Below are 22,656 nucleotides of genomic sequence, written 5' to 3'. Positions count from 1 at the left end.
CCATATCTTTAGCGTGGTTAAACGGCATACCCCATGAAAAAATGCCATATGGCCAGCTTGATGGCGGTCACATTAATGCCCCCCTGCCCTTCCTATCATGCCCCCATCTCGCTGCGGCCGGCGCCGCTCGTGAATGACAACGCATAACAAGAGAACACACTATGCAGCAAACCAGCCCACTCAAAACGGTGTTAGTCAGTACCCTGGCGACCGCCCTGCTGATCTTCGTGGCCCAGTACCTCATCGGGAAACAGGAGATCAGGATAGGCATCGCCATCATCCCCATACTGCCCATGCTCTTTGCCGTCATCATCGGCATGATGGTCTCCGCCAAGCCCGTCAAGGATCGTATCCCCGGCTGGAAGCGCCTCTTTGGCGAGAAGGAAGAGGGCTTCTGCGGCAAGATGGTGGGCTTCAGCCTGCTGATCCTGGGCACCCAGTATGCGGGCATGATCATCCCCAACCTCAAGATGATCCTGAGCGTCGGCGTGCCGCTCTTCCTGCAGGAGATAGGCAACCTGCTGCCCATCCTCATCGCCATTCCGCTGGCGGTGAAGTTCGGCTTTGGCCGCCGCGCCATCGGGGCCTGCTCCTCCATCAGCCGTGAACCCTCGGTTGCGGTGATCCAGGGCAGGTTCGGCACCGGCTCCCAGGAGTACATAGGGGTGCTCGCCATCTACCTGTGCGGCTCCGTCATCGGCACCCTCTGGTTCAGCGTGCTCGGCAGCATAGCGCCCCTCACCGGCCTGCACCCCCTGGCCCTGGCCGCCGGCTCCGGCGTGGGCTCAGGCTCCATGCTGAGCGCCGCCTCCGGCGCCCTGATCAACGGCCTCGACGAGGCGCTGGCCCAGCAGGTGCTGAGCATAGCCGCCGCCTCCAACCTGCTCTCCTCCGCCTTGGGCGCGCTCTCCCTCACCTATCTGGGGCTGCCGCTTGCCGAGAAGATCTTCGCCATCTCTACCAAAGGAGAGAAAGCATGAAAAGCATCGTGATGGATATGCGCTTCGTCTTCCTGGCGATCCTGCTGGCCATGTTCACCCAGACCCTGACCACGGGCACCCCGCTCTGGCTTATGGGTGACAGCTTCGTCGCCATGTCCCTGGTGGTGTTCGCCTCCCTGGTGGCCAAGCGCTATCTGCCCTCGTCCTTGCCGGCCTTCGCCTATGCCACCATCATCGGCATCCTCATCTGCCTGCCCGAGACCCCGGTGCGCGGCCTCTTCATCGACGCCGTGGCCAGGATCTCCTTCCTCTCCTGCTGCGTGCCGCTGCTGGCCTTTGCCGGTCTCTCGGTGGGCGGTCAGCTCGAGGAGCTCAAGAAGATGTCGTGGAAGGTGATCCTCATCTTCATGATCGTCTCCACCTGCTGCTTCTTCGGCGCCTCCCTGGTTGCCCAGCTCGGTTTCTCCATTCAAGGGATCATCTGATGAACCACTACCATATCGAACCTGACCTGCTTGCCCTGCGCGACTTCAGCCACGAGGTTCGCCACCACCTGCACCGCATCCCGGAATACTCCGGGGCCGAGTTCAAGACCTCCGCCTACTGCCGGGGATTGATGGAAGAGTTCGGCTACCAGATCACCCTGTATCCCGGCTTCACCGGTTTTCACGGGGATCTGCACATAGACCCTGCGCTGCCCACCATAGCGTTTCGGGCCGACATGGATGGCCTGGAGATGCACGACATGAGCGAGGTGGCGTTCAAGTCCACCCATGAGGGGATGGCCCACAACTGCGGCCACGACTCCCATATGGCGATCGCCCTGACCACCGCAAAATTCCTGGCAGGGCACCAAGAGCGGCTGCGCTACAACGTCCGCTTTATCTTCCAGATGGCGGAGGAGGACATGCGAGTACCGGGTGCCGAGAAGATGGTGGAACTGGGCTGCATGAAGGGGGTGGACGAGGTCTATGCCCTGCATAACGACGGCGCCATGGAGACCGGCACCATCAAGTTCAACCAGGGGGTCATGTCCTCCTGGGGCTCCGCCTGGACCCTGGATGTGCACGGCATCTCCGCCCACGGCTCCACCCCCCACAAGGGGCTGGATGCCATCCGCGAGGCGGTGCGGATCATCGAGGACATGGACTACATAGTCGCCAAGCGCACCAGTCCGTTCAGCCCGGCGGTCTTTGGTTGCGGCATGATCAACGGCGGCACCATCCCCAATGCAGTCGCCGATCATGTGCAGGCCCGTGGCACCATCCGCGCCATGGACGCCGAGACCGACCAGATCCTGAAAAACAGCTTCAGGGACATCATCGCCCAGAGCGAGCTGCGCGGCTTCAAGACCACCATGGTCCATGCCGGCTACCCGGCGGTGGAGAACCACGCCGAGGCCTGCGAGCGCTTGCTGCAAGCCGCCGCCGGCGTGCTGCCCGCCGATGGCATCAATGCACAGGGCCAGCCCATGACCGGCAGCGAGGACTTCAGCTACATGATCAACGCCACCCCGGATCGCAAGGGGGCCATGTTCTTCCTCGGCAGCGGCTGCCAGGCCAAGGGGATCTGCAACTACCTGCACGCCAATCCCTATTACCTGGACGATGACTGTCTGCTGGTGGGAGCCCAGATCTTTGTCAATCTGGCGACCAGGGCAGCCTAGTCACCCGACGGAAGTAAAAAAGAGAGGCCAATGGCCTCTCTTTTTTTACCTCTGCCATTTCGCGCTGCATCGCAGCCCCGGCTAGTTGTCTCTGTCGTTCAGGGCCGCAGCACGGATCCGGCGCTACAACCAGGGCAGGGTCGTCGACGGGGCTGGCGTCCCCTGGTTGAGCAGCGCCAGCTGCACCGTCTCACGGCTCACGTGGGGGGCATAGAGGTGGATAAAGTCATACATGTAGTCCCTCAGGTGGGCATGCCTGCGCAGGCAGACATGGGCCACGCTCGAGGCGATCAGGTGATCGATGTTGAGGCAGACCAGGCTCTCCCTGTCTCCCTCGTCGAACGCCGAGGTGGCGATCACCCCGACCCCCATGCCGAGGCGCACATAGTGCTTGATGATGTCGCTGTCGGTGGCGGTCAGCACTATGCGGGGGCTGAGGCCATGACGACCGAACGCCTTGTCCATCTTGGAGCGACCGGTGAAGCCGAACACATAGGTGATGAGGGGATAACGGGCCAGATCCGCCATGGCCAGGGGCTGACAGTCGAGCAGCGGATGACCGTGGGGCACCACAACGCCGCGTCCCCAGCGGTAACAGGGCACGGTCGCCAGCTCGTCGAACAGGTGCATGGACTCGGTGGCGATGGCCATCTCCACATCCCCGTTTTGCACCATCTGCGCCAGCTGGGCCGGCGCCCCCTGATGCAGCTGTATGCTGACCTCGGGGTAGCGGCGAGAGAATTCCGTAATGACCGACGGCAGCTTGTAGCGGGCCATGGTGTGGGTAGTGGCGATGCGCAGCACCCCGCTGGTGGCCAGCTGATCCCCAAGGGAGAGCTGGCCAATCTGTTCCACCTGGGCCACCACCCCCTTGGCCAGCTCCATCACCTGCTCCCCCATGAGGGTCAGGCCCACCAGGTTCTTGCCCTTGCGGGTGAAGAGCGCCAGCCCCAGCTCGTCTTCCAGCATCTTCATCTGCTTGCTGAGGGTCGGCTGGGAGGTGTAGAGCTTCTCTGCCGTCGCCGAGATGTTGAAGTTGTTCTTCACTATCTCGGTGAAGTTCTTGAGCCTGGCGATGTTCATCAGGGGGCCAGTCGCTCTATGTGCCAGCCATCCCCCTCGCGGGTGTAGTAGAAGCGATCGTGCAGGCGATGCTCGCCCCCCTGCCAGAACTCCACCGTCTCGATCCGCACCCGGAAACCGCCCCAGAAGCTCGGCAGCGGCACCTCGCCATTGGCAAACTTCTGCTTGAGCTCCAGGAACTTGGCCTCCAGCACGCCGCGGGCCGAGATGCGGGTCGACTGCTTGGAGACCCAGGCGGCTATCTGGCTATCCTTGGGACGGCTGTGGAAGTACTTCATCACCTCGAAGGTGCTCATCTTCTCCACCCGGCCGGTCACGTGCACCTGTCTGTCCAGGGGGTGCCAGGGGAAGAGCAGGCTGATGCGGGGGTTGCCCTCCAGCTGATGCGCCTTGCGGCTGCCCATGTTGGTGTAGAACACCATGCCTTCGGCATCGTAGTGCTTGAGCAGCACGGTACGCTGCCAGGGCTGGCCGTCGGCATCCACTGTGCCCACCACCATGGCGGTGGGGTCGGTCAGCCTGGCCTCGCACGCCTGGGCCAGCCACTTCTCGAACAGGGCGAGAGGTTCGGCCGGCAGATCGGCCCGGTGCAGTCCGCCCCTGGTGTATTCACGACGCAGATCAGCCACATCCATCATCTTGATTTTCCTTCTCTCTTTCTTTGCCGCCCCTGCGGCTATGGGTGCAGGCATTGTGCGACGAGCACGCCATGGGTACAAGCCTGGGGGAGGCCAAATGCCGGCACCAGAAACACAAAGGGAGGCCTGTGCCTCCCTTTTTCTGCCGGCAGCTTGCCGCCTGCCTATGGTTTGCCGTCAACCGGCGGGCAATGGGCCAGCATTTGCCGGTTATATTCCGCCGCATAGGCGCTCAGCCTGGCGTGGGCCTCCTTCTGATCCGGCTTGATGACATCGCCGAGCCCCTCCAGGTAGCGCACGCCACAGCGGGCCTTGGCCGCCGCCTGCTGATCCGCCGCGATGCCGGGTGCCACCTCGCCACGACCGGCCCGCACTATCAGCCGGTAGTCCTGCCTGGCCAGGCTGTCACTGACCGCCTGATCCAGGGTGTCGGCATCGGCCTGACAGCCGCCGAGCAGGGCGAGCAGCAGCACGCCGGCCAGCCTCATGCCCGCCTCCGTTGCCAGCCCAGCAGCGCCAGGGCCAGGGTCCAGAAGCCGAGGGCGCCACCGCCACCACCGCCGCCCTCTTCCCCACGCTGGGTCACCGACAGCTTGAGCGGGCTGATGGCGAAGAAGAGGTTGTCACTGCAGGCCACCTTCAGCCTGGCGGTGCCGTCGTTGCCAGCGGGTATGGTGACGCTGGCCGAGCCCGAGTTGGGCTGGCCGCTGGCGAGCAGGGTCCAGCTCACCCCCTCGTCCCGGGTCAGGGAGAGATCCACCTTGCTGCAGTTGATGGGGGCCGCGTTGGTGCCGGCCACGTCCCAGCTGATGGTCTGGCTGGCGCCGGCTCCGAGCGGGGTCACCAGCGGGCTGGTCAGGGCAAAGGCCTTGCCGGTGTTGACCACCTGGATCTTCATGTCGTCACTGGCGACACCGCCCTTGCCATCCCGCGCCGTGAGACGGAAGTTGAGATCCCGGTTGGTGGCAGGCCAGGCCTCCCCCTTCGCCAGGGTGTTGGTGAGCAGGGAGGGCAGGCTTGGCAGGGTGCGCTCCGGCAACGCGGTCGGCGCCACGAAGCGAAACAGCGGGCGACTGCCGTCGTCCACCATGCTGGCGACGCTGAAGGACTCGGTGCCGAGATCGATCTGCTCCCAGGTGTAACTCAGGGGATCCTGATCCAGATCCGCCCCGGCGCCCTTGAGCACGAAGGGGGTGTTGGCCGGGATCACATAGTCGTTGCCAGCGGCGACCTGGGGCGCGTTGTTGGTCAGGCGCTGGGGAGTGCCGCAGCTCGCGACCGTGGCCATGTGGGCCCGCATCTGCTCGATGGACTTGCTGTGGAAGTAGGGCAGGCTGTTGGCCTGCAGGTTCTCCTCCCCGCAGATCCCCGCGTAGGCCATGATAGAGCTGCCGCTGCCGGGCTCCCAGGCCTGGCTGGCCTCACGGTTGCCACCGCCACAGCTGCCTGTGGTGCCGTTGAAGGTGTGGTCGGCGCCGAACTGGTGACCGATCTCGTGGGCCACGTAGTCGATGAAGAAGGCATCCCCCACCGGATCCGGGGAGCCCGTCATGCCCGCCGATTTCTCCGCGGTGCAGAGCACCCCCAGCCCCGCCAGGCCGCCGCCCCCGGTGTTGACCACGTGCCCTATGTCGAAGGGGCCAAGCCTGGTGCCTGCCTGGGTCTGTGCCTGCTGCTGCACGAGGACGTTGGCATCTATGTCACCGTCATCGTTCTGGAAGGGGTCGGCAGCAGTATCCGTATAAATAATGGTGTCGTTGCCGCTGGCGAGCTGGAACTCGGCGGCGACGTCACGCTGGTACACCTCGTTGACCCGGTTGAGCAGGGTGGCGATGGCGCCGAGACCCGCCTCTACGGTGCCACCGTGATACTGGGTGTACTCCCCCGCCGCCGAGATGGCGATGACGTAGCGCTTGCGCTCGTTGCCATCCACCAGGACCTGACGGGCCAGCGTCTTGGCCTGGGAGCCGATGACCCTGTCTGCCTCTTCCTCCAGCCGGCTGTGGGCATCCTGCTGGTAATAGATGGCGTAGCCTTCACCGTTTCTGAGCGGGTCCACGAACACCATGCGGCCCTGGTGGCTGAACATGGCGTGGAACCCCTGGGGACCGAGATCGAAGCGTCCCGTCTCCATCGGGTTGGACTCGTCATACCCCTTGAATGCCAGAATGCCGGGATACCTGGCGGCGAGATCCGATGGCAGCAGATCATAGGCCTGCAGGTTGAAGGTCACCTCCTTGCCATCCGGCAGCGGCAGGGTCAGTCGGGGCTCCCCTCCCTGCAAACCGGCGAAGTGATCGGCCGGCACAGTGGCAATGCGATATTGGCTGGCCCGCACCTCATAGCCATCGGCGGCGGTGGCCCGCGCCGCCACCGTATTCCACTCACTGGCGGCCAGGCCGGTGGCGTTCATCAGACCAGCCACCAGCAACGCCAGCGGAGAGTATTTCATCAACTGCATCTTTGTTATTCCTTTTTCCATGCGTTCGCCTGAACTGCCTCAGCATCATTTTCCTGCCAGGGTGAGAAGTCCAGCCCCATCCTCTGTACATTCCCCGAATGGGGACGGTTGCACCAATGCAGTCTAGCCCCTATCATGGCGCGGATTTGTCCGTTTCAGAACCCTCCTGTGTCACGGGCCGGTTCATCCTTTTTTGGCCAAGGTTAATCTCATGCTCAAATCCCCACTGTTGCCCCGTTTCGGGGATCTGGTCGTTGCCATCGTTGACGATGTACTCGGTCAGGGTCTCACCCTGGACCGCGCTTATGCCCGTCACTTCTCCGGCATCGAACTCAAACCGCAAGAACAGGCAAGGATTGCCCTGGTCACCGGCGACCTGCTGCGTCGTCTCAGCCTCTATTGCTTCCTGACCGGCATTCAGGTCCGTCAGGCCGAAAAGAATGTCTGGCCGCTGCTGCACAGCTGGCACGCCTTCCACAAGATTGCCCAGCCCAACAACCCGACCCTGGATCGCTTCAACGAAGAGGCATTCCGTCGCCGTCTGACCGAGGCCAAAAAGAACCCGGTGCTGATGGACGGTTGCCCGGCCTGGCTGGAGAAGCTGGGCAACGAGCAGCTGGGGGAGACCTGGCCTGCCGAGCGTGCCGCCCTGGCCTGGATGCCCAAGCGCTACCTGCGGGTCAACACCCTCAAGTGCACCCGGGAAGAGCTGCAGGCCATACTGGCCAAAGAGCATGTCACCACCATTCCGGTTGACGGTGTTGATACAGCCCTGCAGGTCACCTCGGATGCCGCCCTGTTCCGCACCAAGGCCTTTGCCGATGGCTGCTTCGAGCAGCAGGATGCCGGCTCCCAGCTGGTCGCCGCCGCCCTGGAAGTGACCCCGGGCATGCGGGTCATCGACGCCTGCGCCGGTGCCGGTGGCAAGACACTGCACATCGCCGCCATGATGGAAGGCAAGGGCCGCCTGCTGGCGATGGACGTGGAAGAGTGGAAGCTGGAGAACCTCAAGCAGCGCGCCCGCCGCGCCGGTGCCCACAACGTGGAGACCCGTGTCATCACCAGCAGCAAGACCGTCAAGCGCCTCAAGGAGAGCGCCGATCGCGTGCTGCTGGACGTGCCCTGCTCCGGTCTTGGCGTGCTCAAGCGCAATCCGGATGCCAAGTGGCGCGACACCGCCGAGCGCCTGCCGGTGCTGGTCGCGCTGCAAGAAGAGATACTGCAGCGTTACAGCCAGATGGTGAAGGTGGGCGGCCTGCTGGTCTATGCAACCTGCTCCATCCTGCCAGAGGAGAACCGCCAGCAGGTGGACAAGTTCCTCGCGGCCAACGAGAACTATCGCCTGCGGGATGACCACACCGTCAGCCCCTCAGAGACCGGCTTCGACGGTTTCTACATGGCACGGATCGAGCGCATCGGCTGAGAACCCGCTCACGATCTGACTGCGAGGCCGTGATCAAGGCTCATGTGCTGCTCGGAATCCTCATGTGTATTTACACACTCCGGTTCCTCCGCGGCTCTTCACCTTGCTGACAGCCCCTCGTGACACATCGTGAACAGGTTCTGGGCTGTCAGCGCACGCATAGAAAAGGGGAGCCATTGGCTCCCCTTTTTGCATGATGCGGATGCGACCTTATTCGGCGGCGGCATCATCCTGCTTGTGCTTGGCGGCGACTTCCTTGATCAGGGTCTGCAGCTCGCCAGCCTGGAACATCTCGATCATGATGTCGCAACCACCGACCAGCTCACCTTCCACCCACAGCTGCGGGAAGGTGGGCCAGTTGGCAAATTTCGGCAGCTCGGCACGGATGTCCGGGTTTTGCAGGATGTCGACGTAAGCAAAGGGCTCGCCACAGGACATCAGGGCCTGGGAGGCCTGGGCAGAGAAACCGCAGCTGGGTAGCTTGGGGGATCCCTTCATGTACAGGATGATGGGATTCTCAGCCAGCTGCTGTTTGATCTTTTCAATAGTTTCCATAAATGCCTCACTAGAGCGATTTCGGCGGCCATTCTACTGCAAACCGGGCAGACCACAAACTGGCAAACCGTCCCGAATGCAAGAAGTGATGAATCAATACGCCGCAGCTTGATCCGGATCATGGCGAGAATCAAGAGTTGTTCGCCCATCTTTGATGCTGCTACAATCGACGGGCTTTGGGCCGTCTGGCCCCATCATTTCAAGAACAATTCTTTTCAACATAGAAAAGAGTACGCAATGTCTTGCAACCGTCGCCTTCGCACGGCCCAGCCAATGGAGAGTAGAAAATGGCTTTCGAACTTCCCGCTCTGCCCTATGCAATCAATGCTCTGGAACCGCACATCTCCCAGGAAACCCTGGAATATCACCACGGCAAGCACCACAACACCTACGTGGTCAACCTGAACAACCTGGTGCCGGGTACCGAGTTTGAAGGCAAGTCTCTGGAAGAGATCATCAAGACCTCCACTGGCGGTGTCTTCAACAACGCCGCCCAGATCTGGAACCACACCTTCTACTGGCACTGCCTCTCCCCGAACGGCGGTGGCGAGCCCACCGGCGCCCTGGCCGATGCCATCAACAAGGCGTTCGGCTCCTTCGCCGAGTTCAAGGATGCGTTCACCAAGTCTGCCATCGGCAACTTCGGCTCTAGCTGGACCTGGCTGGTGAAGAAAGCCGATGGCTCCCTGGCCATCGTCAACACCTCCAACGCCGGCTGCCCGCTGACCGAAGCCGGGACCACCCCGCTGCTGACCGTCGACCTGTGGGAGCACGCCTACTACATCGATTTCCGCAACCTGCGTCCGAAGTACATGGAAACCTTCTGGGCCCTGGTCAACTGGGAATTCGTGGCCAAGAACCTGGCTGCCTGATAGCCTCTTCTCGCCAAAACGCCCCGCACTGCGGGGCGTTTTTTATGGCGAACAGGCAACGAAAAAGGCGCCATGGGCGCCTTTCTGATAACCATGGGCCGTTACTGGTCTATCTCGTCCAGATACTCGTCCAGGTTGCTGTCATCCTCCTGCTGGCCCTGCTGCTTGAGCTCAGGCTGGCGACCCGTCACCTTGCCGTCGTTGTACTGCAGGTAGAAGTCCTTGGTCAGGGCATAAGGATCGAGCGCATTGTCGATGATCCGCTCCTGATCGATCAGCTTGGAGCGCGTGCCCAGGCCATCCAGCGCCCAGTGCACGAACTTCATCGGGAAGGTCAGCAGGGCATAGGGGAAGTAGAGGGTATCGATGGTATCCCCCACCAGCTCGCGGGTGGTGGTCGGGCCGTAGACGGGCACCATGATGTAGGCGCCATCCCCGATGTCCGCCTTGCCGAGCACAGTATCCATCTCCAGCATGTTGCGCTCGAGGCCGGCATGCTTGGCCACGTCGAAGATCCCCAGCAGACCTATGGTGGTGTTGAGGGTGAAGCGGCCCAGGTTGGTCCCCGCCCCCTTCAGATCGCCGACCAGCAGGTGGTTGATCATGCTGCTCGGCTCGTCGAAGTTCTCCACCAGGTTGTCGATGCCGTCCTTCATCCCCTGCGGCACATAGCGGGCGTAGCCATGGACCACGGGGCGGGCCACATAGGGCTCCAGCACGTCGTAGTTGATGGCCCACATGGCCCGGTTCGCCCCCTGGAAGGGGTCACGGGGATCGCTGGCCGTGCTGGTCGCCCCGGGGCGACTGGGGGTTTCGTTGAGATCCAGGCTCTCTGGGCCCGGCTTGGGAGGGCCACCGGCACAGCCCCCCAACAGCAGTGCCACTGCCAATGCTCCTGAACGCAGATACATATGAAAGTCCTAAGCTTTTTTGGGAATCTTTATGGATTATAGGTAGGCCCGCCCCGTCCCGGGGTCGGGCCAAGGGGGTATTAGAGTGCGTGATCGATGCGGATGTCAATCGGCGCTGTGGGGATGGTGGTGGTCGGCACTGTGACCGAGACCCCCTCGAAGGCGCCTTCCTTGTTCATGACGTTGCCGCCCCGGGAGAGGCGAGCCTTGAACTGCAGCTCGGGATAGGCCGCCAGCTTGCTCCCCTCTATCATGGCATCCCCATCCCCCAGTGACAGGGTGAGGGGCAACTGCGGGCCCGGGATGCGCTTGACCGCGATGGGCATGGGCGGGCCATTGGGGATCACCGCAAAGACGAACAGGTGGGCATCCTCCGGCAGCTGGATACCCGGCGCCAGAGTGATGTGCAGGGGATACTCTCCCTCCTTCACCACTACCTGGGCATTACCCTGCTCGGCCTGGGCGGCGGGTGCGGCTGTCACGGCGATGCCGCGCTGACGCAGTTGCTGCTCGGCATACTCGATGGAGCGCTCCACCATGGCGTGACGGGTCGAGCCCTTCTCCAGCAGCGGCAACATGGCTCGCCAGCGCACCAGCGCGGTCTGGAAGTCCTCTTTCTGCAGCGCCATGAAGGCATGGACCGAACGCGCCTCTATGTTGGCCGGATCCTGGGCGATGGCCGCCTGCAGCAGCTGATCCGCCCTGGCCTCCTCCCCCGTCATCATCAGGGCCTGGGCATAGGGTACCGCCACCATGGCCTTCTGCGGGGCCAGGGAGTAGGCCCGCTCCAGCGCCTCGCGGGCCATCTCGGGGTCGTTGCCATCCAGGGTCAGACGCCCCAGCAGCAGCCAGCCACGATAGTCGTTCGGTTCTTCTTTCAGCCGGGTGCGCAGCCCCAGCGTGAAGTCCAGCAGATCCTGCTCAGTGACATTGCTATCCCGCTCCACCAGGATGCGGTTACTGAGCTCACCAAGACGGCTGCTGGCATCCTGCCAACGGCTCACCTCCTGCCAGGCCCCCAGCTGGTAATAAAGCCCCAGACTCACCACCACCAGCACCAGCACACCCGGGATCCAGGTCAGGCTCTTGCCGCCGCGGGCGCTCTGCTCCACGTCGGGGATGTCGTCCAGCAGGCTGCGTTGCAGCTCCACCAGGGACTCGGACTCCTCGGCCAGTATCCCCTGCTCACGCTCCTCGCCTATCTCCCGCAGACGCTGACGGTAGAGCTGCTTGTTGAGGGCCGAACGGCTGATGCTCTGGCGACCCTCGCCGCGCCACAGCGGCAGGATCAGCGCCAGGCTCGCCAGCGCCAGCAGGGCCGCGATCACTATCCAAAATGCGGTCATTGTTTCTCTTCCTCTTTGAGCAGCTCGGCCAGACGGCACCGCTCTTCTTCGCTCAGGGCGTTATCCATTCGTTTTGTCGCCGCCGGGGCACGGCGGCTGCGCACCACCACAGTGGCGGCACCGATGACGATGACCAGCAGGGGGCCAAGCCAGAGGATCAGGGTGGAGGCCATCAGGGGGGGATCATAGAGGATGAAGTTGCCGTAACGGGCCACCATGTAATCCACCACCTCCTGCTTGTCCTTGCCGTCCCGCACCATCTGGTAGGTCTTGTCCCTCAGATCCTTGGCGAGCCCCGCATTGGAGTCGGCGATGTCCTGGTTCTGGCACTTGGGGCAGCGCAGCTCCTTGGTCAGCTCGCGGAAGGTCTGCTCCTGGGCATCGCTGTCGAAGGTGTAGACGTCGATGGCGGCGCGAGCCTGGCCGGCACCCAGCAGGCCTGCCAGCAGCAACAGGGATGCAATAAGCGTTTTCATCGGAGTTGCCCTCACTTCATGGCCTCGAAGATGGGTTTGAGGGTCGAGGCCCAGACCTCGGGATTGACGTCCCCCACGTGGCGATAGCGGATGATGCCCTGGCTGTCGATGAAGAAGGTCTCGGGGGCGCCGTAGACCCCCAGATCCAGCCCCAGCATGCCGTCCGGATCATAGAGGTTGACCTCATAGGGGTTGCCAAGCTCCGCCAGCCACTTGATGGCCTTGTCCCGCTCATCCTTGTAGTTCATGCCGACGATGGGAATGCCCTGCCCCGCCAGCTGCTTGAGGTAGGTGTGCTCCCCATAGCAGGTCGGGCACCAGGTGGCCCAGACGTTGAGCAGCATGGGACGCCCCTTGAAGATGCTCCTGTCATGCTGCTTGTCGAGGTCGTAGATGTCCTGCAGGGTAAACACGGGCACCTCCTTGTCCACCATCACGGATTCCAGCTTGGTGGGGTCCGAGTAGAGCCCCTTGAACAGGAACACGGCCCCCATCAGGAAGATGATGAAGGGCAGCAGAAACAGCCAGGTCTTCTTGCTCATGCCTTGGTCTCCTCGTCACGACGGCCGAATCGGTAGCGCTTGTCCAGCATGGCCAGCACACCGCCGATGGCCATGAAGACGCCGCCGAACCAGATCCAGCGCACGAAGGGCTTGTAGTAGATCCGCACCGCCCAGGCGCCGTTGTCGAGCTGTTCGCCCAGCGCCGCATAGAGATCCCGAGTGAAGCCGGCATCGATGGCGGCTTCCGTCATCGGCATGCGACTGACCTTGTACATCCGCTTTTCGGGCTTGAGCAGGGCCACCTGCTTGCCGTTCCTGTGCACCTCCAGCACCCCCTTGAAGCCGTCGTAGTTGGGGCCGTTCTTTTCGCTGATACCGGCAAACACGAATTCGTAATCGGCGAAGTGCACCCGATCGCCGGCCTGCATCCGCAAGTCCTTCTCGATGCTGTAGTTCTGGGTGCAGGCGATGCCGATGATGCTGACCGCCAGCCCCACGTGGCCGAGGATCATGGCCCAGTGGCTGTTGCCGAGTTTGCGCACCCCGGTGGCAAAGCCGTGCTTGTGGGTAGCCCGCACCCAGGTCTCCTGGATGCTGGTGATGATGATCCAGCTGCCCAGGCCTATGCCGAGCGCGGCCCAGGGCTTGAACTCCCCGGCGAAGAGCTGCGGCAGCAGCAGGGCGGCGGCCAGGCTCAGCCCCAGGGCCAGCACCACCTTGCCCTTGAGCTCACCGAGCTCCTGACGGCGCCAGCGGAACAGCGGCCCCACCCCCAGCAGCAGGGCGAACGGGATGATGAGCCAGCTATAGATGTGGTTGAAGAAGGGGGTGCCGATGGAGATGCTGCCAAGCCCCAGCTCCTTGTGCACCAGGGGCAGCAAGGTGCCGAGCAGCACCGTCAGCAGGCCAGCCACCAAGAGGATATTGTTGCCAAGCAGCAGGGTCTCGCGACTCCACAGCTCGTGCTTGCCGTGGCTCTTCACCTGGGAGCCCTTGAAGGCGAACAGCAGCAAGGAGCTGCCTATCACCGCCAGCAGGAAGCCCAGGATGAAGAGGCCGCGGGTCGGGTCGGAGGCAAAGGCGTGGACCGACACCAGCACGCCGGAACGCACCAGGAAGGTACCCAGCAGGCTCAGGGAGAAGGCCGAGAGCGCCAGCAGCACAGTCCAGGCCTTGAAGGTGGCGCGCTTCTCGCTCACCGCCAGGGAATGGAGCAGGGCCGTGCCCGCCAGCCAGGGCATGAAGGAGGCGTTTTCCACCGGATCCCAGAACCACCAGCCGCCCCAGCCGAGCTCGTAATAGGCCCACCAGGAGCCGAGCACTATGCCAAGGGTCAGGAAGACCCAGGCCGCCATGGTCCAGGGACGGGACCAGCGCGCCCAGGTGGCGTCGAGGCGCCCCGTCATCAGGGAGGCGATGGCAAAGGCGAAGGCCACCGAGAAGCCCACATAGCCCATGTAGAGCATCGGCGGGTGGAAGATGAGACCCGGATCCTGCAGCAAGGGGTTGAGGTCGCGCCCATCCACCGGGAAGTACGGCAGGGTGCGGGTGAAGGGGTCAGAGGTGAACAGCACGAAGGCGGTGAAGCCCACCGAGATGAGGCCGAGCACCCCCAGCACCCGCGCCACCGCATCCAGCGGCAGGCTGCGGCTGAACAGGGCCACGGCCGCGGTCCAGCCCCCCAGGGTCAGCACCCAGAGCAGCAGGGAACCCTCGTGAGCCCCCCACACCGCCGAGATGCGGTACTGCAACGGCAACAGGCTGTTGGAGTTGGTGGCCACATACTGCACGGTGAAGTCGTTGTCGACGAAGGCCCAGGTGAGGCAGAGGAAGGAGAGCAACAGCAGCAGGAACTGGCTGTAGGCGAGCGGACGGGCCGCCGACATCATGCCGAGGCGCCCCAGTCGGGCGCCGATCAGCGGGTAGCTGCCCAGCAGCAGGGCGGTGGCAAAGGCCAGGATCAGTGCGAATTGCCCCAGTTCAGGGATCATGGCTGACTTCCTTTCAATTGCGCCGCGACCAGAACCGGTGCACAGGCATGAGACGGTGAGAACTGCCCTACTTCGGGGATCATTGACTATTTCCTTTCGATGGCGCTGTGAGACATACCGATCCGGCGGCGAAACGAGGTGAACACAAGGTCAAGGCTGCCAGCGTCATTGCTTGGCCCCCTGCAATTGCGCCTCGGTATATTCGGGCTTGAAGTGCATGCCATTGGTGGCGTCCGCCACTTCCGGCGGCATGTAGTTCTCGTCGTGCTTGGCCAGCACCTCGAAGGCAGCCACCGTGCTGGCATCCTTGAGGGTGCCCTGGGCGACTATGCCCTGCCCTTCCCGGAAGAGATCCGGCAGTATGCCGTCAAACTCCACCGTCACCAGATGGCCGCCGTTGTCCACCAGCTTGAAGGCCACCTTGAGGCTCTGGGGATCCCGCTGCACCGAGCCCGGCACCACCAGGCCGCCGATGCGCAGGCGCTGACCCTCTTCCGGCTTGATCTTGTCCGGCCCCTTGCCCTCCACCAATTCGCTTGGGGTATAGAAGAGATCGATGTTCTGGCTGAGGGCATAGAGCACCAGACCAGTCACGCTGGCGAGGCCCAGGCTGATGGCCAGAATGATGGTGAGGCGTTTCTTGCGTCTCGGGTTCATAGGGTGTTCTCCATCTGCTGGGCCGCCTTGCGACGGGCCTCGCGGGCCTGCTTGTTGCGCAATTCGCCGAGCAGGCTGCGGGTTTTCAACCGGGTGGAAATGACGATACCGACCAGGCAGATCGCGGTCAGGCCGAAGGAGAGCCAGACGTAGAAGGCGTAACCGCCCATGGCCATGAAGTCGCTGAATGAGGCAAAGTGCATGCTTACTTCTCCTGTCTGGCGATGTCGGCAACCCAGGGGCGGTGCCACTCCCGCATCAGCAGCTCGTTTCTGAACCGCATCAGGGTCAGGGCCCCGAGGAAGGTGGCAAACGCCAGTATCATGATGAGCAGCGGCCACAGCATCTCGGGGGAGATGGAGGGCTTGTCAAACTTGGTGATGGAGGCGCCCTGATGCAGGGTGTTCCACCACTCCACCGAGTAGTGAATGATGGGCAGGTTGATCACCCCCACCAGCGCCAGTATGCCGGCGGCGCGCCCCGCCACCACCTTGTCGCTGAAGGCGTTGTAGAGGGCGATGACGCCGAGGTAGAGAAACAGCAGGATAAGCTCGGAGGTGAGGCGCGCGTCCCACACCCACCAGGTGCCCCACATGGGCTTGCCCCAGGCGGCGCCGGTGAAGAGGGCGATGAAGGTGAAGACGGCGCCCACCGGGGCGATGGCCGCTACCGTCATGTCCGCCATCCGCAGTTGCCACACCAGGCCGATGAAGGCCGCCACCGCCATGGTGGAGTAGGCCCCCATGGAGAGGATGGCGGCAGGCACATGGATGTAGATGATCCTGAAAGAGTCACCCTGCTGATAATCGGCGGGGGCAAAGGCCAGCCCCCAGACGGTGCCTATGATGAAGGCGAGCAGGCTTGTCACGACAAACCAGGGCAGCAGGGTGCCGGCCAGCCCATAGGCGCGCTCGGGTTTGGCATAAGGGTGCAACCATTTCCACATAGCTCACAGAACCTTTCAGTTATTAATTTTTAAGTGGCGAGGCCTACCATACCCACCGCCGGGAAACATCATATCCCCCCAAAGCAATAAGCAGCCATCCCCTTGATCTATCTCAATTATATTTTTCAAAAAACAGCCTCAAAAGAGGCTTTTTTGATAATTAATCAGTTGACGCTGACCCGCAGTGCCGCCGAGATGGCCAGGGGCGTCAGGGTCAGGGCCCCCACCAGCATGGCCCCCAGGATCGCCAGCTGCCCCCCGTAGGGCAACCCCATGCTCGCCGCATCGATGGCGGAGGTGGCGAAGATCAGCACCGGGATATAGAGCGGCAGCAGCAGCAGGCTGAGCAGCACGCCCCCCTTGCGCAGTCCCGCCGTCAGCGCCACCCCGACGGCACCGAGCAGGCTCAGCACAGGGGTGCCGAGGGCCAAGGTGGCCACCACGGCCAGATAGCTCTTCATGTCCAGGGAGAGCAGGATGGCGAGCAGCGGGGAGACCAGCAGCAGCGGCAGGCCGGTCAGCAACCAGTGAGCGATCACTTTCGCCAGCGCCAGCAGCCCGAGGGGATGAGGCATCAGCATCATCTGCTCCAGGGCACCGTCGCTGAAGTCGTCGCGAAACAGCCGCTCCAGGGAGAGCATGGCCGCCAGCAGAGCCGCCACCCAGATGATGCCGGGGGCGATGCGGGCCAGCAGCTGGGGCTCGGGCCCGATGCCCAGCGGAAAGAGGGTGATGACGATGAGGAAGAACCAGAGCGGGTTGAAGATGTCGGCGCGCTGGCGCAGGGCCATCAGCAACTCGCGGTGAATAAGGTGTATGACGGCGCGCAGCATGGCTACTCCTGCAACAACGAGGTCAGCGACAGTGTCTTGAGCCGCCCCTGCATCAGGGTCAGATCCTGATGGGTGGTGAGCACCACCATGCCCCCCCGATCCGCGTGGGCGAGGAACAGTTGCTCCAGCACCCTGACCCCCTGCTTGTCGATGGCGGTGAAGGGCTCGTCGAGGATCCAGAGCGCCGGGCGCTCGCTCAGCCAGAGCCTCGCCAGCGCCACCCGCCGCTGCTGCCCGGCGGAGAGCTGGCCCGCGGGATAATCCTCGAAGCCGGCGAGGCCGACCTGGGCCAGCACCTGCCAGAGATCCACGGAAGCCTCGGCCGTGCCGTGCAGCTTCTGATAGAAGGAGAGGTTCTCCAGGGGGGTCAGGGTCGCCTTGACGCCGGGCTGATGGCCCAAGTAGAGCAGGCTGGCATGGAACTCATCCCGGCAGTGGCGGATGTTCTCCCCGTTCCAGCACACCTCCCCCGCGAAGGGTTGGGAGAGGCCGGTCAGCAGCCGCAGCAGGCTGGTCTTGCCCACCCCGTTGGGGCCTTCAATCTGCATCAGATCGCCCGAGCGCACCGCGAAGGAGAGATGTTCAAACAGGGTGCGATCTTCACGCACGCAGCTCAGATTGTTGGCTTGAAGCAGCATGAGGGTGTAATCGTTGAAAATGAGGCGGCCTGCATCTTAACACAGGATCCGGAGGCGTCTTTTCAAAGATGCCAATAATCAACAGGATTTGTGGGGGAGATCGCGCACCGGCAGAAGAAGATGTGACAGGGGAAACTGGAGTGACCAGGCACGGGCAGAGGAAGGGGTGGCAGGGGAAAAGTGGGGGAGATCGCGCACAAACAGCGGAAGATGTGGCAGGGGAAACTGGAGTGACCAGGCACGGGAAGAGGAAGGGGTGGCAGGGGAAAAGTGGGGGAGATCGCGCACAAACAGCGGAAGAGGTGGCAGGGAAAAGAGGGGCGGCACATGCCTCCCCTCTCGATCCGAAGCAGGGGTCAGGTGCGACCCTTGCGCAGGGAGATCAGCAACTCGGCTTCGGCCTGGGGCAACTCGCATTCGCTCATCACCTCGTCGAGATCGGCGCCGAGCTCCACCATCTTGGCGGCGCGGCTGTAGAGGCGGCGCTCCGGATCCTGCAGGGTCAACTCCTGCTGGCTATCCTGGATCTTCTGCATGGCCCCTTCGGCGGATTGCAGGCGCTGACCCATGCCGATGGCACCGGTATGCAGCTCCATCATCTGCTTGCGCAGACTCTCGAGCTGCCCCTGCAGCGTCTCCATCCTGGCCTCGGACTCTCGCTGACGGCGGCGGTGACCCAATAGACCGTAGAGGGCCAGCACCAGCGCCAACAAGGACAACCCCAAGGCTGCGAATTCAATCATCAAACTGTCACCTTCCTCATCACAGGGTCCCGCTCGGCATCAAGGTGCCACGGGCAGATCCGGGACCGCTGTTGTATCACTTTTTGACGCGCCGTTACAGGGAGCCGATATCGTCCCACTCTTCGTCGGAGAGCAGCTTGTTGAGATCCACCAGGATCAGCAGCTGACCGTCGCGGTTGCTGACACCCTGGATGAACTTGGCGCTCTCCTCGGTGCCCACCGCCGGGGCGGCGTCGATCTCGGAGGAGCGCAGATAGACCACCTCGGCCACGCTGTCCACCATGATGCCGATCACCTGCTTCTCCGCCTCTATGATGACGATGCGCGAATTCTCGCTCACATCACCGGCCGGCAGGCCGAAGCGGGAGCGGGTGTCGATGACGGTCACCACGTTGCCACGCAGGTTGATGATGCCCAGCACATAGTCGGGCGCACCCGGGACCGGGGCTATCTCGGTGTAGCGCAACACTTCCTGGACCTGCATCACGTTGATGCCATAGGTCTCGTTTTCCAACTGGAAGGTCACCCACTGCAGCACTTCGTCCTCGGCCAGATTTTGTGCAATATTGCGCTTCTCTGTCATCTTCTTGATCCTTGTATGAACCCGTCAACGGGTAAAATTAGCAATAAAACCATGGCAGTGCCGATGTTGTCAGCGGCCTTCGATGTTCACGCCTCGGCCAAGGAGCACCAAGAGCTCCCTGACGTGCAGCAGGGCACACATCTTCTCCTTGACCATGCCCGCCAGCCAGGGGCGTTTCCCCTCCTGATGGCGCCACTTCACCTGATCCCGATGCAGCAGTTCAGTGCCCTTCAACTGATGACAGGCCAGTCCCCAGGGTGATTCCCCCAGCATAATCAGATATTTGTACTCGTCTATCTCCAGATGCTGGCCCGGCATGACCCACTGGGCCGTGTCGACCACGTTCATCTTCTGCTCCCGGGAGGTCATGATCCCCTTGTACCAGCCCGGCTGGCCGAACAGGGAAGTCACCTCCCCCAGCTGGTGAATGCCGCCGAGCTCGGTCAGGGGCACGGCGAAGGTCACCCCGGCCACGTCGAAGAAGAGCGCCTGAAACTCGTTGCCGGTATCCAGGTTTTCCCAGGGCGCAGGAGCAGGCTCAGGTTCCGCCGCCAGCACGGGTTCGGCCAGTGCCAGGGCGACGGGCTCGGCGATCACCGGGATCACCGGGATCACCTCGGGCGTCACCAGGGCCACCTCGACTGGCTCGGGCTCTGCCTCGACCTCGAGCTGGAAGGGCTCGACATGCAGCTCTTCATGGCTCAGGACATCCATCTCATCCTGCACCTGGCTCACCTGGGCGAGCAGCTCGCTCAGTTGCGCCAGCCGGCTGTCGGCTTCGAGATAGGGGGCCGCAGCCACCTCGGGCAAGGGGGCGGGCTGAGGCTGCAACTGCAGCACAGGGGCCGGCGCCTCGTCGTCCGGATCGTCCCGCAGCAGGAGATCATCGAGCAGCAGGGAGTGGAAATAGTCATCCATGGCCCGAACCTGGGTGGTCTCTCTCATGGCTTCACCTCCTGGGTCCGTTGACGCTCAAGCGCATCGAGATTGTTGAGCAGGGTCTCGTAGGCATAGGTGCCACGGCTGCCCGGTGCATAGATGGAGGGCGGAACGTGCAGCAGGCTGGCATCCCGGAATTTGGTGTCGATGGGAATGACCGCATTCCACACCGCCTCCCCATACTGCTCCTTGATGGACTGCAGCGTCATCAGGGAGGCCCGGGTACGCTTGTCGAACATGGTCGGGATCACGGTATAGCGGAACTTGTCCCGCTTGGATCGCTGCATGATCTCGAAGGTCTTCATCATCCGCTCCAGCCCCTTCAAGGCCAAAAATTCGGTCTGCACCGGCACCAGGATGCGATCGCAGGCCGCCAGCGCATTGACCATCATCACCCCCAGCACGGGCGGGCAGTCGATGAGCACATAGTCATACTGATCCTGCACCCGCAACAGGGCACGCTTGAGCACCAGCCCCATGCCTTCCCGGTTGCCCATGACCCTGTCCAGGGTCGCCAGCGTGATGGAGGCGGGCAGCAGGTGGATGTTCTCGAACTTGGTCTTCAGGGTCATCCGGTTGACCAGCTCGGCACTGGGCTTGGCCGCCTGGAACAGCTCGTAGAGGGTGCCTTCCAGCCGGTCCGAGTCAAAATCGAAATAAGAGGTCAGGGAGGCGTGGGGATCGGTGTCGATCAGCAGTACCCGCTGGCCACGCTGGGCCAGAATGCCCGCCAGGGAGACGACCGTGGTGGTTTTACCGACTCCACCCTTCTGATTGGCAACCGTCCAAACAATCACTGTATCAATCCTGCCTTGTTGTTATGCGTATGCCACCACCGGGCAGCGTCACCACTCTGACGTTCTCGCTGTCGACGCTCTGTGGCGCAGCCGGAGCCGGCGTCACCGTCAGGGAGTTGACGGGGAGTCGCGGCACCCAGGCGAATCTGGATATGGCGACCACGACCTTGCGATTCTGTAACCGCCCCTGCTCGCTGCCGTTGTCGGCGAAGGGGGAGAACTCCCCATAGGCCTCGTAGGCGAGCCGCTCGGGGGCTATTCCCTTGGCCACCAGGGCACCGAGCACAGCCTCGGCGCGGGCGGCAGACAGGGTCCAGTTGGAGCGAAACATCTCGTTGTTGATCGGTTGGTTATCCGTGTAACCCCGCACCCTGACATAGTTATCGACCGGTTTCAGAATACCTGAAAGCGTATCGAGCACAGGGGCCGCATTGCTCCCCAGAAAGGCGCTGCCGCTGCGAAACAGCAGGCCGGAACTCAGCTCCACCGTCAGCCAGTTGTCATCCTTCGCCAGCTTGACCACGCCGGCATCCACCAGGGCGCCCATGGCCTCCTGCAGTTGCAGGTCTATGGTCGCAAGGGCCGTGCCATCTTGCTGGATCGGGGTGCCCGTGATGGGGGCGCGCGAAGGCGACGGTGAGGCCTGGCTCTCCAGCAGGGAAGGCGCGGCCGACACCGGGTTGTTGAGCAGGGAGTTGCCCTGCCCTTCCAGCAGGCCATCGCTGCGCGGCACCTGGTTGAAGGCCTGGGTCATGCCCTCGATGACGGCGCGGTACTGCTCCTTGTTGACGATGGCCACCGAGTAGAGCACCACGAAGAGGGCGAAGATGAGCGTCATGTAATCGGCATAAGAGACCAGCCAGCGATCGAGATGTTCTCGCCCCTGCAGGTGCAAACGATAGCGCTTGCGCATGGCTATTCCCCTTTCAGATAAGCCCGTAGCCGCCGTTCAACCTGCTGGCCGTTCTCCCCGTGGGCGATGGCCAGCAACCCTTCCAGCGTCATCTCCTGATAGAGACCGTAGTGGTAGTGGAATGCCCGCAGGCGATTCGCTATCGGCAGATAGAGGAGGTTGGCAAAGCCCACCCCGTAGATGGTCGCGACGAAGGCGATGGCGATGCCGGCGCCCAGGGTGCCGGGCTCCTCCAGATGAAACATGGCCTGGATGAGGCCTATTACGGCCCCTATGATGCCTATGGTCGGGCTGTAGCCCCCCATGGCCTCGAACACCCTGGCAGCGTGCTCGTTGCGCTCCTGCTCGATGTCGATGTCCGCCTCCAGCAGGCGACGGATATCCTCGATGGAGACGCCGTCCACTATCATGGTGAGCCCCTGGCGGGTGAAGGGATCGCTCTCCTGTTCGGCCTGGTTCTCCAGCGCCAGCAACCCCTGCTGGCGCGCAAACTGGGCCCAGGCCTGCAGGCGCTCGGCCTGCTGCACCAGATCCAGTTGCGGCGGGAACAGCATCCAGCGCGCTTGGGCGAGGGCGGACAGCATGTACTTGCGGGGCGTCTGCAGGATGACGGCACCCCAGGTGCCCCCGACCACGATGACGAAGGCAGGGCCATCCAGCAGGGTCAGCAGGCTGCCGCCGTGCCACCATTGGGCGACGGCCACGGCGACCAGCGCCAGCACCAGGCCGAACATGCCCATG

General features: G+C 63.0%; 26 protein-coding genes. 5 read left to right on the top strand and 21 right to left on the bottom strand.

The annotated features are described in order from the left end of the window. Positions 1 to 161 precede the first annotated feature (161 nt). The 3 genes from AC3WR3_RS16345 to AC3WR3_RS16335 are packed head-to-tail and all read left to right on the top strand — an operon-like array spanning position 162 to position 2,607. Positions 162 to 980, top strand: coding sequence for a DUF3100 domain-containing protein (locus AC3WR3_RS16345; RefSeq protein ID WP_139435246.1), 819 nt, complete (start codon positions 162 to 164; stop codon positions 978 to 980). Beyond that, complete coding sequence (locus AC3WR3_RS16340; RefSeq protein WP_139435248.1) at positions 977 to 1,426, top strand: hypothetical protein; 450 nt, start codon at positions 977 to 979, stop codon at positions 1,424 to 1,426. The genes AC3WR3_RS16345 and AC3WR3_RS16340 overlap by 4 nt, the downstream gene beginning before the upstream one ends. Then, entirely contained in the window at positions 1,426 to 2,607 is a 1,182-nt protein-coding gene (locus tag AC3WR3_RS16335) for a M20 metallopeptidase family protein (protein WP_492292339.1), read from the top strand. The genes AC3WR3_RS16340 and AC3WR3_RS16335 overlap by 1 nt, the downstream gene beginning before the upstream one ends. Positions 2,608 to 2,730: 123 nt before the next feature. On the opposite strand, the gene AC3WR3_RS16330 is transcribed toward AC3WR3_RS16335, so the two are convergent. From AC3WR3_RS16330 to AC3WR3_RS16315, 4 genes are all read right to left on the bottom strand, one after another. Next, positions 2,731 to 3,690: a LysR substrate-binding domain-containing protein gene (locus AC3WR3_RS16330; RefSeq protein WP_139435252.1), complete on the bottom strand. Its 960-nt coding sequence runs from the start codon at positions 3,688 to 3,690 to the stop codon at positions 2,731 to 2,733. Further along, positions 3,690 to 4,328, bottom strand: coding sequence for a pyridoxamine 5'-phosphate oxidase (gene pdxH, locus AC3WR3_RS16325; RefSeq protein ID WP_139435254.1), 639 nt, complete (start codon positions 4,326 to 4,328; stop codon positions 3,690 to 3,692). The genes AC3WR3_RS16330 and pdxH overlap by 1 nt, the downstream gene beginning before the upstream one ends. A 164-nt stretch (positions 4,329 to 4,492) precedes the next feature. Beyond that, positions 4,493 to 4,816: a hypothetical protein gene (locus AC3WR3_RS16320; RefSeq protein WP_492292337.1), complete on the bottom strand. Its 324-nt coding sequence runs from the start codon at positions 4,814 to 4,816 to the stop codon at positions 4,493 to 4,495. Continuing rightward, positions 4,813 to 6,789 (bottom strand): reprolysin-like metallopeptidase, encoded by a 1,977-nt coding sequence (locus AC3WR3_RS16315; RefSeq protein WP_492292335.1) that lies wholly within the window; start codon positions 6,787 to 6,789, stop codon positions 4,813 to 4,815. Before AC3WR3_RS16315 ends, AC3WR3_RS16320 begins: the two co-directional genes overlap by 4 nt. A 211-nt stretch (positions 6,790 to 7,000) precedes the next feature. Here AC3WR3_RS16315 and AC3WR3_RS16310 point away from each other — a divergent pair, with 211 nt between their 5' ends. After that, positions 7,001 to 8,212, top strand: a complete 1,212-nt coding sequence (locus tag AC3WR3_RS16310; RefSeq protein ID WP_492292333.1) for an RsmB/NOP family class I SAM-dependent RNA methyltransferase — start codon at positions 7,001 to 7,003, stop codon at positions 8,210 to 8,212. A gap of 210 nt (positions 8,213 to 8,422) precedes the next feature. On the opposite strand, the gene AC3WR3_RS16305 is transcribed toward AC3WR3_RS16310, so the two are convergent. Continuing rightward, on the bottom strand, positions 8,423 to 8,767 hold the full coding sequence (locus AC3WR3_RS16305) for a Grx4 family monothiol glutaredoxin (protein WP_139435261.1): 345 nt from the start codon (positions 8,765 to 8,767) through the stop codon (positions 8,423 to 8,425). A gap of 287 nt (positions 8,768 to 9,054) precedes the next feature. Here AC3WR3_RS16305 and sodB point away from each other — a divergent pair, with 287 nt between their 5' ends. Next, complete coding sequence (gene sodB / locus AC3WR3_RS16300; protein WP_005331469.1) at positions 9,055 to 9,639, top strand: superoxide dismutase [Fe]; 585 nt, start codon at positions 9,055 to 9,057, stop codon at positions 9,637 to 9,639. A 101-nt stretch (positions 9,640 to 9,740) separates the two neighbouring features. Here sodB and AC3WR3_RS16295 read toward each other — a convergent pair whose 3' ends face one another. From AC3WR3_RS16295 to AC3WR3_RS16220, 16 genes are all read right to left on the bottom strand, one after another. Then, complete coding sequence (locus tag AC3WR3_RS16295) at positions 9,741 to 10,550, bottom strand: MlaA family lipoprotein (protein WP_139435263.1); 810 nt, start codon at positions 10,548 to 10,550, stop codon at positions 9,741 to 9,743. 80 nt (positions 10,551 to 10,630) lie between these two features. Beyond that, positions 10,631 to 11,896 carry a c-type cytochrome biogenesis protein CcmI gene (gene ccmI / locus AC3WR3_RS16290; RefSeq protein ID WP_492292330.1) on the bottom strand — a complete coding sequence of 422 codons (1,266 nt, stop codon included), beginning with the start codon at positions 11,894 to 11,896 and terminating at the stop codon, positions 10,631 to 10,633. Further along, entirely contained in the window at positions 11,893 to 12,372 is a 480-nt protein-coding gene (locus AC3WR3_RS16285; RefSeq protein WP_342057777.1) for a cytochrome c-type biogenesis protein, read from the bottom strand. Before AC3WR3_RS16285 ends, ccmI begins: the two co-directional genes overlap by 4 nt. Positions 12,373 to 12,383: 11 nt before the next feature. Then, the gene (locus AC3WR3_RS16280; RefSeq protein ID WP_139435269.1) at positions 12,384 to 12,914 is read right to left on the bottom strand and encodes a DsbE family thiol:disulfide interchange protein; all 531 of its coding nucleotides are present in this window, start codon (positions 12,912 to 12,914) and stop codon (positions 12,384 to 12,386) included. Beyond that, positions 12,911 to 14,866 (bottom strand): heme lyase CcmF/NrfE family subunit, encoded by a 1,956-nt coding sequence (locus AC3WR3_RS16275; protein WP_202046402.1) that lies wholly within the window; start codon positions 14,864 to 14,866, stop codon positions 12,911 to 12,913. The genes AC3WR3_RS16280 and AC3WR3_RS16275 overlap by 4 nt, the downstream gene beginning before the upstream one ends. A 165-nt stretch (positions 14,867 to 15,031) precedes the next feature. Beyond that, on the bottom strand, positions 15,032 to 15,523 hold the full coding sequence (ccmE, locus tag AC3WR3_RS16270) for a cytochrome c maturation protein CcmE (RefSeq protein WP_139435273.1): 492 nt from the start codon (positions 15,521 to 15,523) through the stop codon (positions 15,032 to 15,034). Beyond that, positions 15,520 to 15,726: a heme exporter protein CcmD gene (gene ccmD, locus AC3WR3_RS16265; RefSeq protein WP_202046403.1), complete on the bottom strand. Its 207-nt coding sequence runs from the start codon at positions 15,724 to 15,726 to the stop codon at positions 15,520 to 15,522. The genes ccmE and ccmD overlap by 4 nt, the downstream gene beginning before the upstream one ends. A gap of 2 nt (positions 15,727 to 15,728) precedes the next feature. Beyond that, the gene (locus AC3WR3_RS16260) at positions 15,729 to 16,469 is read right to left on the bottom strand and encodes a heme ABC transporter permease (RefSeq protein ID WP_025326267.1); all 741 of its coding nucleotides are present in this window, start codon (positions 16,467 to 16,469) and stop codon (positions 15,729 to 15,731) included. A gap of 164 nt (positions 16,470 to 16,633) precedes the next feature. Then, positions 16,634 to 17,302 (bottom strand): heme exporter protein CcmB, encoded by a 669-nt coding sequence (gene ccmB, locus AC3WR3_RS16255; protein ID WP_025326266.1) that lies wholly within the window; start codon positions 17,300 to 17,302, stop codon positions 16,634 to 16,636. 2 nt (positions 17,303 to 17,304) lie between these two features. After that, positions 17,305 to 17,940, bottom strand: coding sequence for a cytochrome c biogenesis heme-transporting ATPase CcmA (gene ccmA / locus AC3WR3_RS16250; protein ID WP_492292326.1), 636 nt, complete (start codon positions 17,938 to 17,940; stop codon positions 17,305 to 17,307). A 356-nt stretch (positions 17,941 to 18,296) separates the two neighbouring features. Beyond that, entirely contained in the window at positions 18,297 to 18,683 is a 387-nt protein-coding gene (locus AC3WR3_RS16245; RefSeq protein ID WP_139435279.1) for a DUF2802 domain-containing protein, read from the bottom strand. A gap of 94 nt (positions 18,684 to 18,777) precedes the next feature. Further along, positions 18,778 to 19,266 carry a chemotaxis protein CheW gene (locus AC3WR3_RS16240; RefSeq protein WP_005333026.1) on the bottom strand — a complete coding sequence of 163 codons (489 nt, stop codon included), beginning with the start codon at positions 19,264 to 19,266 and terminating at the stop codon, positions 18,778 to 18,780. 69 nt (positions 19,267 to 19,335) lie between these two features. Then, on the bottom strand, positions 19,336 to 20,211 hold the full coding sequence (locus AC3WR3_RS16235; RefSeq protein WP_492292324.1) for a chemotaxis protein CheW: 876 nt from the start codon (positions 20,209 to 20,211) through the stop codon (positions 19,336 to 19,338). Then, complete coding sequence (locus AC3WR3_RS16230) at positions 20,208 to 21,002, bottom strand: ParA family protein (protein ID WP_342057774.1); 795 nt, start codon at positions 21,000 to 21,002, stop codon at positions 20,208 to 20,210. The genes AC3WR3_RS16235 and AC3WR3_RS16230 overlap by 4 nt, the downstream gene beginning before the upstream one ends. 4 nt (positions 21,003 to 21,006) lie before the next feature. Beyond that, entirely contained in the window at positions 21,007 to 21,915 is a 909-nt protein-coding gene (locus AC3WR3_RS16225) for a flagellar motor protein MotB (protein ID WP_202046406.1), read from the bottom strand. A gap of 2 nt (positions 21,916 to 21,917) precedes the next feature. After that, the gene (locus tag AC3WR3_RS16220) at positions 21,918 to 22,655 is read right to left on the bottom strand and encodes a flagellar motor protein (RefSeq protein ID WP_162519155.1); all 738 of its coding nucleotides are present in this window, start codon (positions 22,653 to 22,655) and stop codon (positions 21,918 to 21,920) included. Position 22,656 lies beyond the last annotated feature (1 nt).

This window comes from Aeromonas sp. EU05-FHT14A05 (assembly GCF_058791175.1).
The sequence above is the reverse complement of the archived record's forward strand: the minus strand, read 5'-3'. Positions and strand labels throughout refer to the sequence as shown.

What these genes read in the sequence shown, in the direction of transcription:
- AC3WR3_RS16280 (WP_139435269.1), bottom strand. Translation starts at nt 12,914, where the DNA reads ATGAGCAAGAAGACCTGGCTGTTTCTGCTGCCCTTCATCATCTTCCTG.
- AC3WR3_RS16225 (WP_202046406.1), bottom strand. Translation starts at nt 21,915, where the DNA reads ATGCGCAAGCGCTATCGTTTGCACCTGCAGGGGCGAGAACATCTCGAT.
- AC3WR3_RS16275 (WP_202046402.1), bottom strand. Translation starts at nt 14,866, where the DNA reads ATGATCCCTGAACTGGGGCAATTCGCACTGATCCTGGCCTTTGCCACC.
- AC3WR3_RS16335 (WP_492292339.1), top strand. Translation starts at nt 1,426, where the DNA reads ATGAACCACTACCATATCGAACCTGACCTGCTTGCCCTGCGCGACTTC.
- AC3WR3_RS16295 (WP_139435263.1), bottom strand. Translation starts at nt 10,550, where the DNA reads ATGTATCTGCGTTCAGGAGCATTGGCAGTGGCACTGCTGTTGGGGGGC.
- sodB (WP_005331469.1), top strand. Translation starts at nt 9,055, where the DNA reads ATGGCTTTCGAACTTCCCGCTCTGCCCTATGCAATCAATGCTCTGGAA.
- ccmB (WP_025326266.1), bottom strand. Translation starts at nt 17,302, where the DNA reads ATGCTGCGCGCCGTCATACACCTTATTCACCGCGAGTTGCTGATGGCC.
- AC3WR3_RS16245 (WP_139435279.1), bottom strand. Translation starts at nt 18,683, where the DNA reads ATGATTGAATTCGCAGCCTTGGGGTTGTCCTTGTTGGCGCTGGTGCTG.
- AC3WR3_RS16310 (WP_492292333.1), top strand. Translation starts at nt 7,001, where the DNA reads ATGCTCAAATCCCCACTGTTGCCCCGTTTCGGGGATCTGGTCGTTGCC.
- ccmD (WP_202046403.1), bottom strand. Translation starts at nt 15,726, where the DNA reads ATGCACTTTGCCTCATTCAGCGACTTCATGGCCATGGGCGGTTACGCC.
- AC3WR3_RS16235 (WP_492292324.1), bottom strand. Translation starts at nt 20,211, where the DNA reads ATGAGAGAGACCACCCAGGTTCGGGCCATGGATGACTATTTCCACTCC.
- AC3WR3_RS16220 (WP_162519155.1), bottom strand. Translation starts at nt 22,655, where the DNA reads ATGGGCATGTTCGGCCTGGTGCTGGCGCTGGTCGCCGTGGCCGTCGCC.
- AC3WR3_RS16340 (WP_139435248.1), top strand. Translation starts at nt 977, where the DNA reads ATGAAAAGCATCGTGATGGATATGCGCTTCGTCTTCCTGGCGATCCTG.
- ccmE (WP_139435273.1), bottom strand. Translation starts at nt 15,523, where the DNA reads ATGAACCCGAGACGCAAGAAACGCCTCACCATCATTCTGGCCATCAGC.
- AC3WR3_RS16260 (WP_025326267.1), bottom strand. Translation starts at nt 16,469, where the DNA reads ATGTGGAAATGGTTGCACCCTTATGCCAAACCCGAGCGCGCCTATGGG.
- ccmA (WP_492292326.1), bottom strand. Translation starts at nt 17,940, where the DNA reads ATGCTGCTTCAAGCCAACAATCTGAGCTGCGTGCGTGAAGATCGCACC.
- AC3WR3_RS16320 (WP_492292337.1), bottom strand. Translation starts at nt 4,816, where the DNA reads ATGAGGCTGGCCGGCGTGCTGCTGCTCGCCCTGCTCGGCGGCTGTCAG.
- AC3WR3_RS16305 (WP_139435261.1), bottom strand. Translation starts at nt 8,767, where the DNA reads ATGGAAACTATTGAAAAGATCAAACAGCAGCTGGCTGAGAATCCCATC.
- AC3WR3_RS16330 (WP_139435252.1), bottom strand. Translation starts at nt 3,690, where the DNA reads ATGAACATCGCCAGGCTCAAGAACTTCACCGAGATAGTGAAGAACAAC.
- AC3WR3_RS16240 (WP_005333026.1), bottom strand. Translation starts at nt 19,266, where the DNA reads ATGACAGAGAAGCGCAATATTGCACAAAATCTGGCCGAGGACGAAGTG.
- ccmI (WP_492292330.1), bottom strand. Translation starts at nt 11,896, where the DNA reads ATGACCGCATTTTGGATAGTGATCGCGGCCCTGCTGGCGCTGGCGAGC.
- AC3WR3_RS16345 (WP_139435246.1), top strand. Translation starts at nt 162, where the DNA reads ATGCAGCAAACCAGCCCACTCAAAACGGTGTTAGTCAGTACCCTGGCG.
- pdxH (WP_139435254.1), bottom strand. Translation starts at nt 4,328, where the DNA reads ATGATGGATGTGGCTGATCTGCGTCGTGAATACACCAGGGGCGGACTG.
- AC3WR3_RS16315 (WP_492292335.1), bottom strand. Translation starts at nt 6,789, where the DNA reads ATGCAGTTGATGAAATACTCTCCGCTGGCGTTGCTGGTGGCTGGTCTG.
- AC3WR3_RS16285 (WP_342057777.1), bottom strand. Translation starts at nt 12,372, where the DNA reads ATGAAAACGCTTATTGCATCCCTGTTGCTGCTGGCAGGCCTGCTGGGT.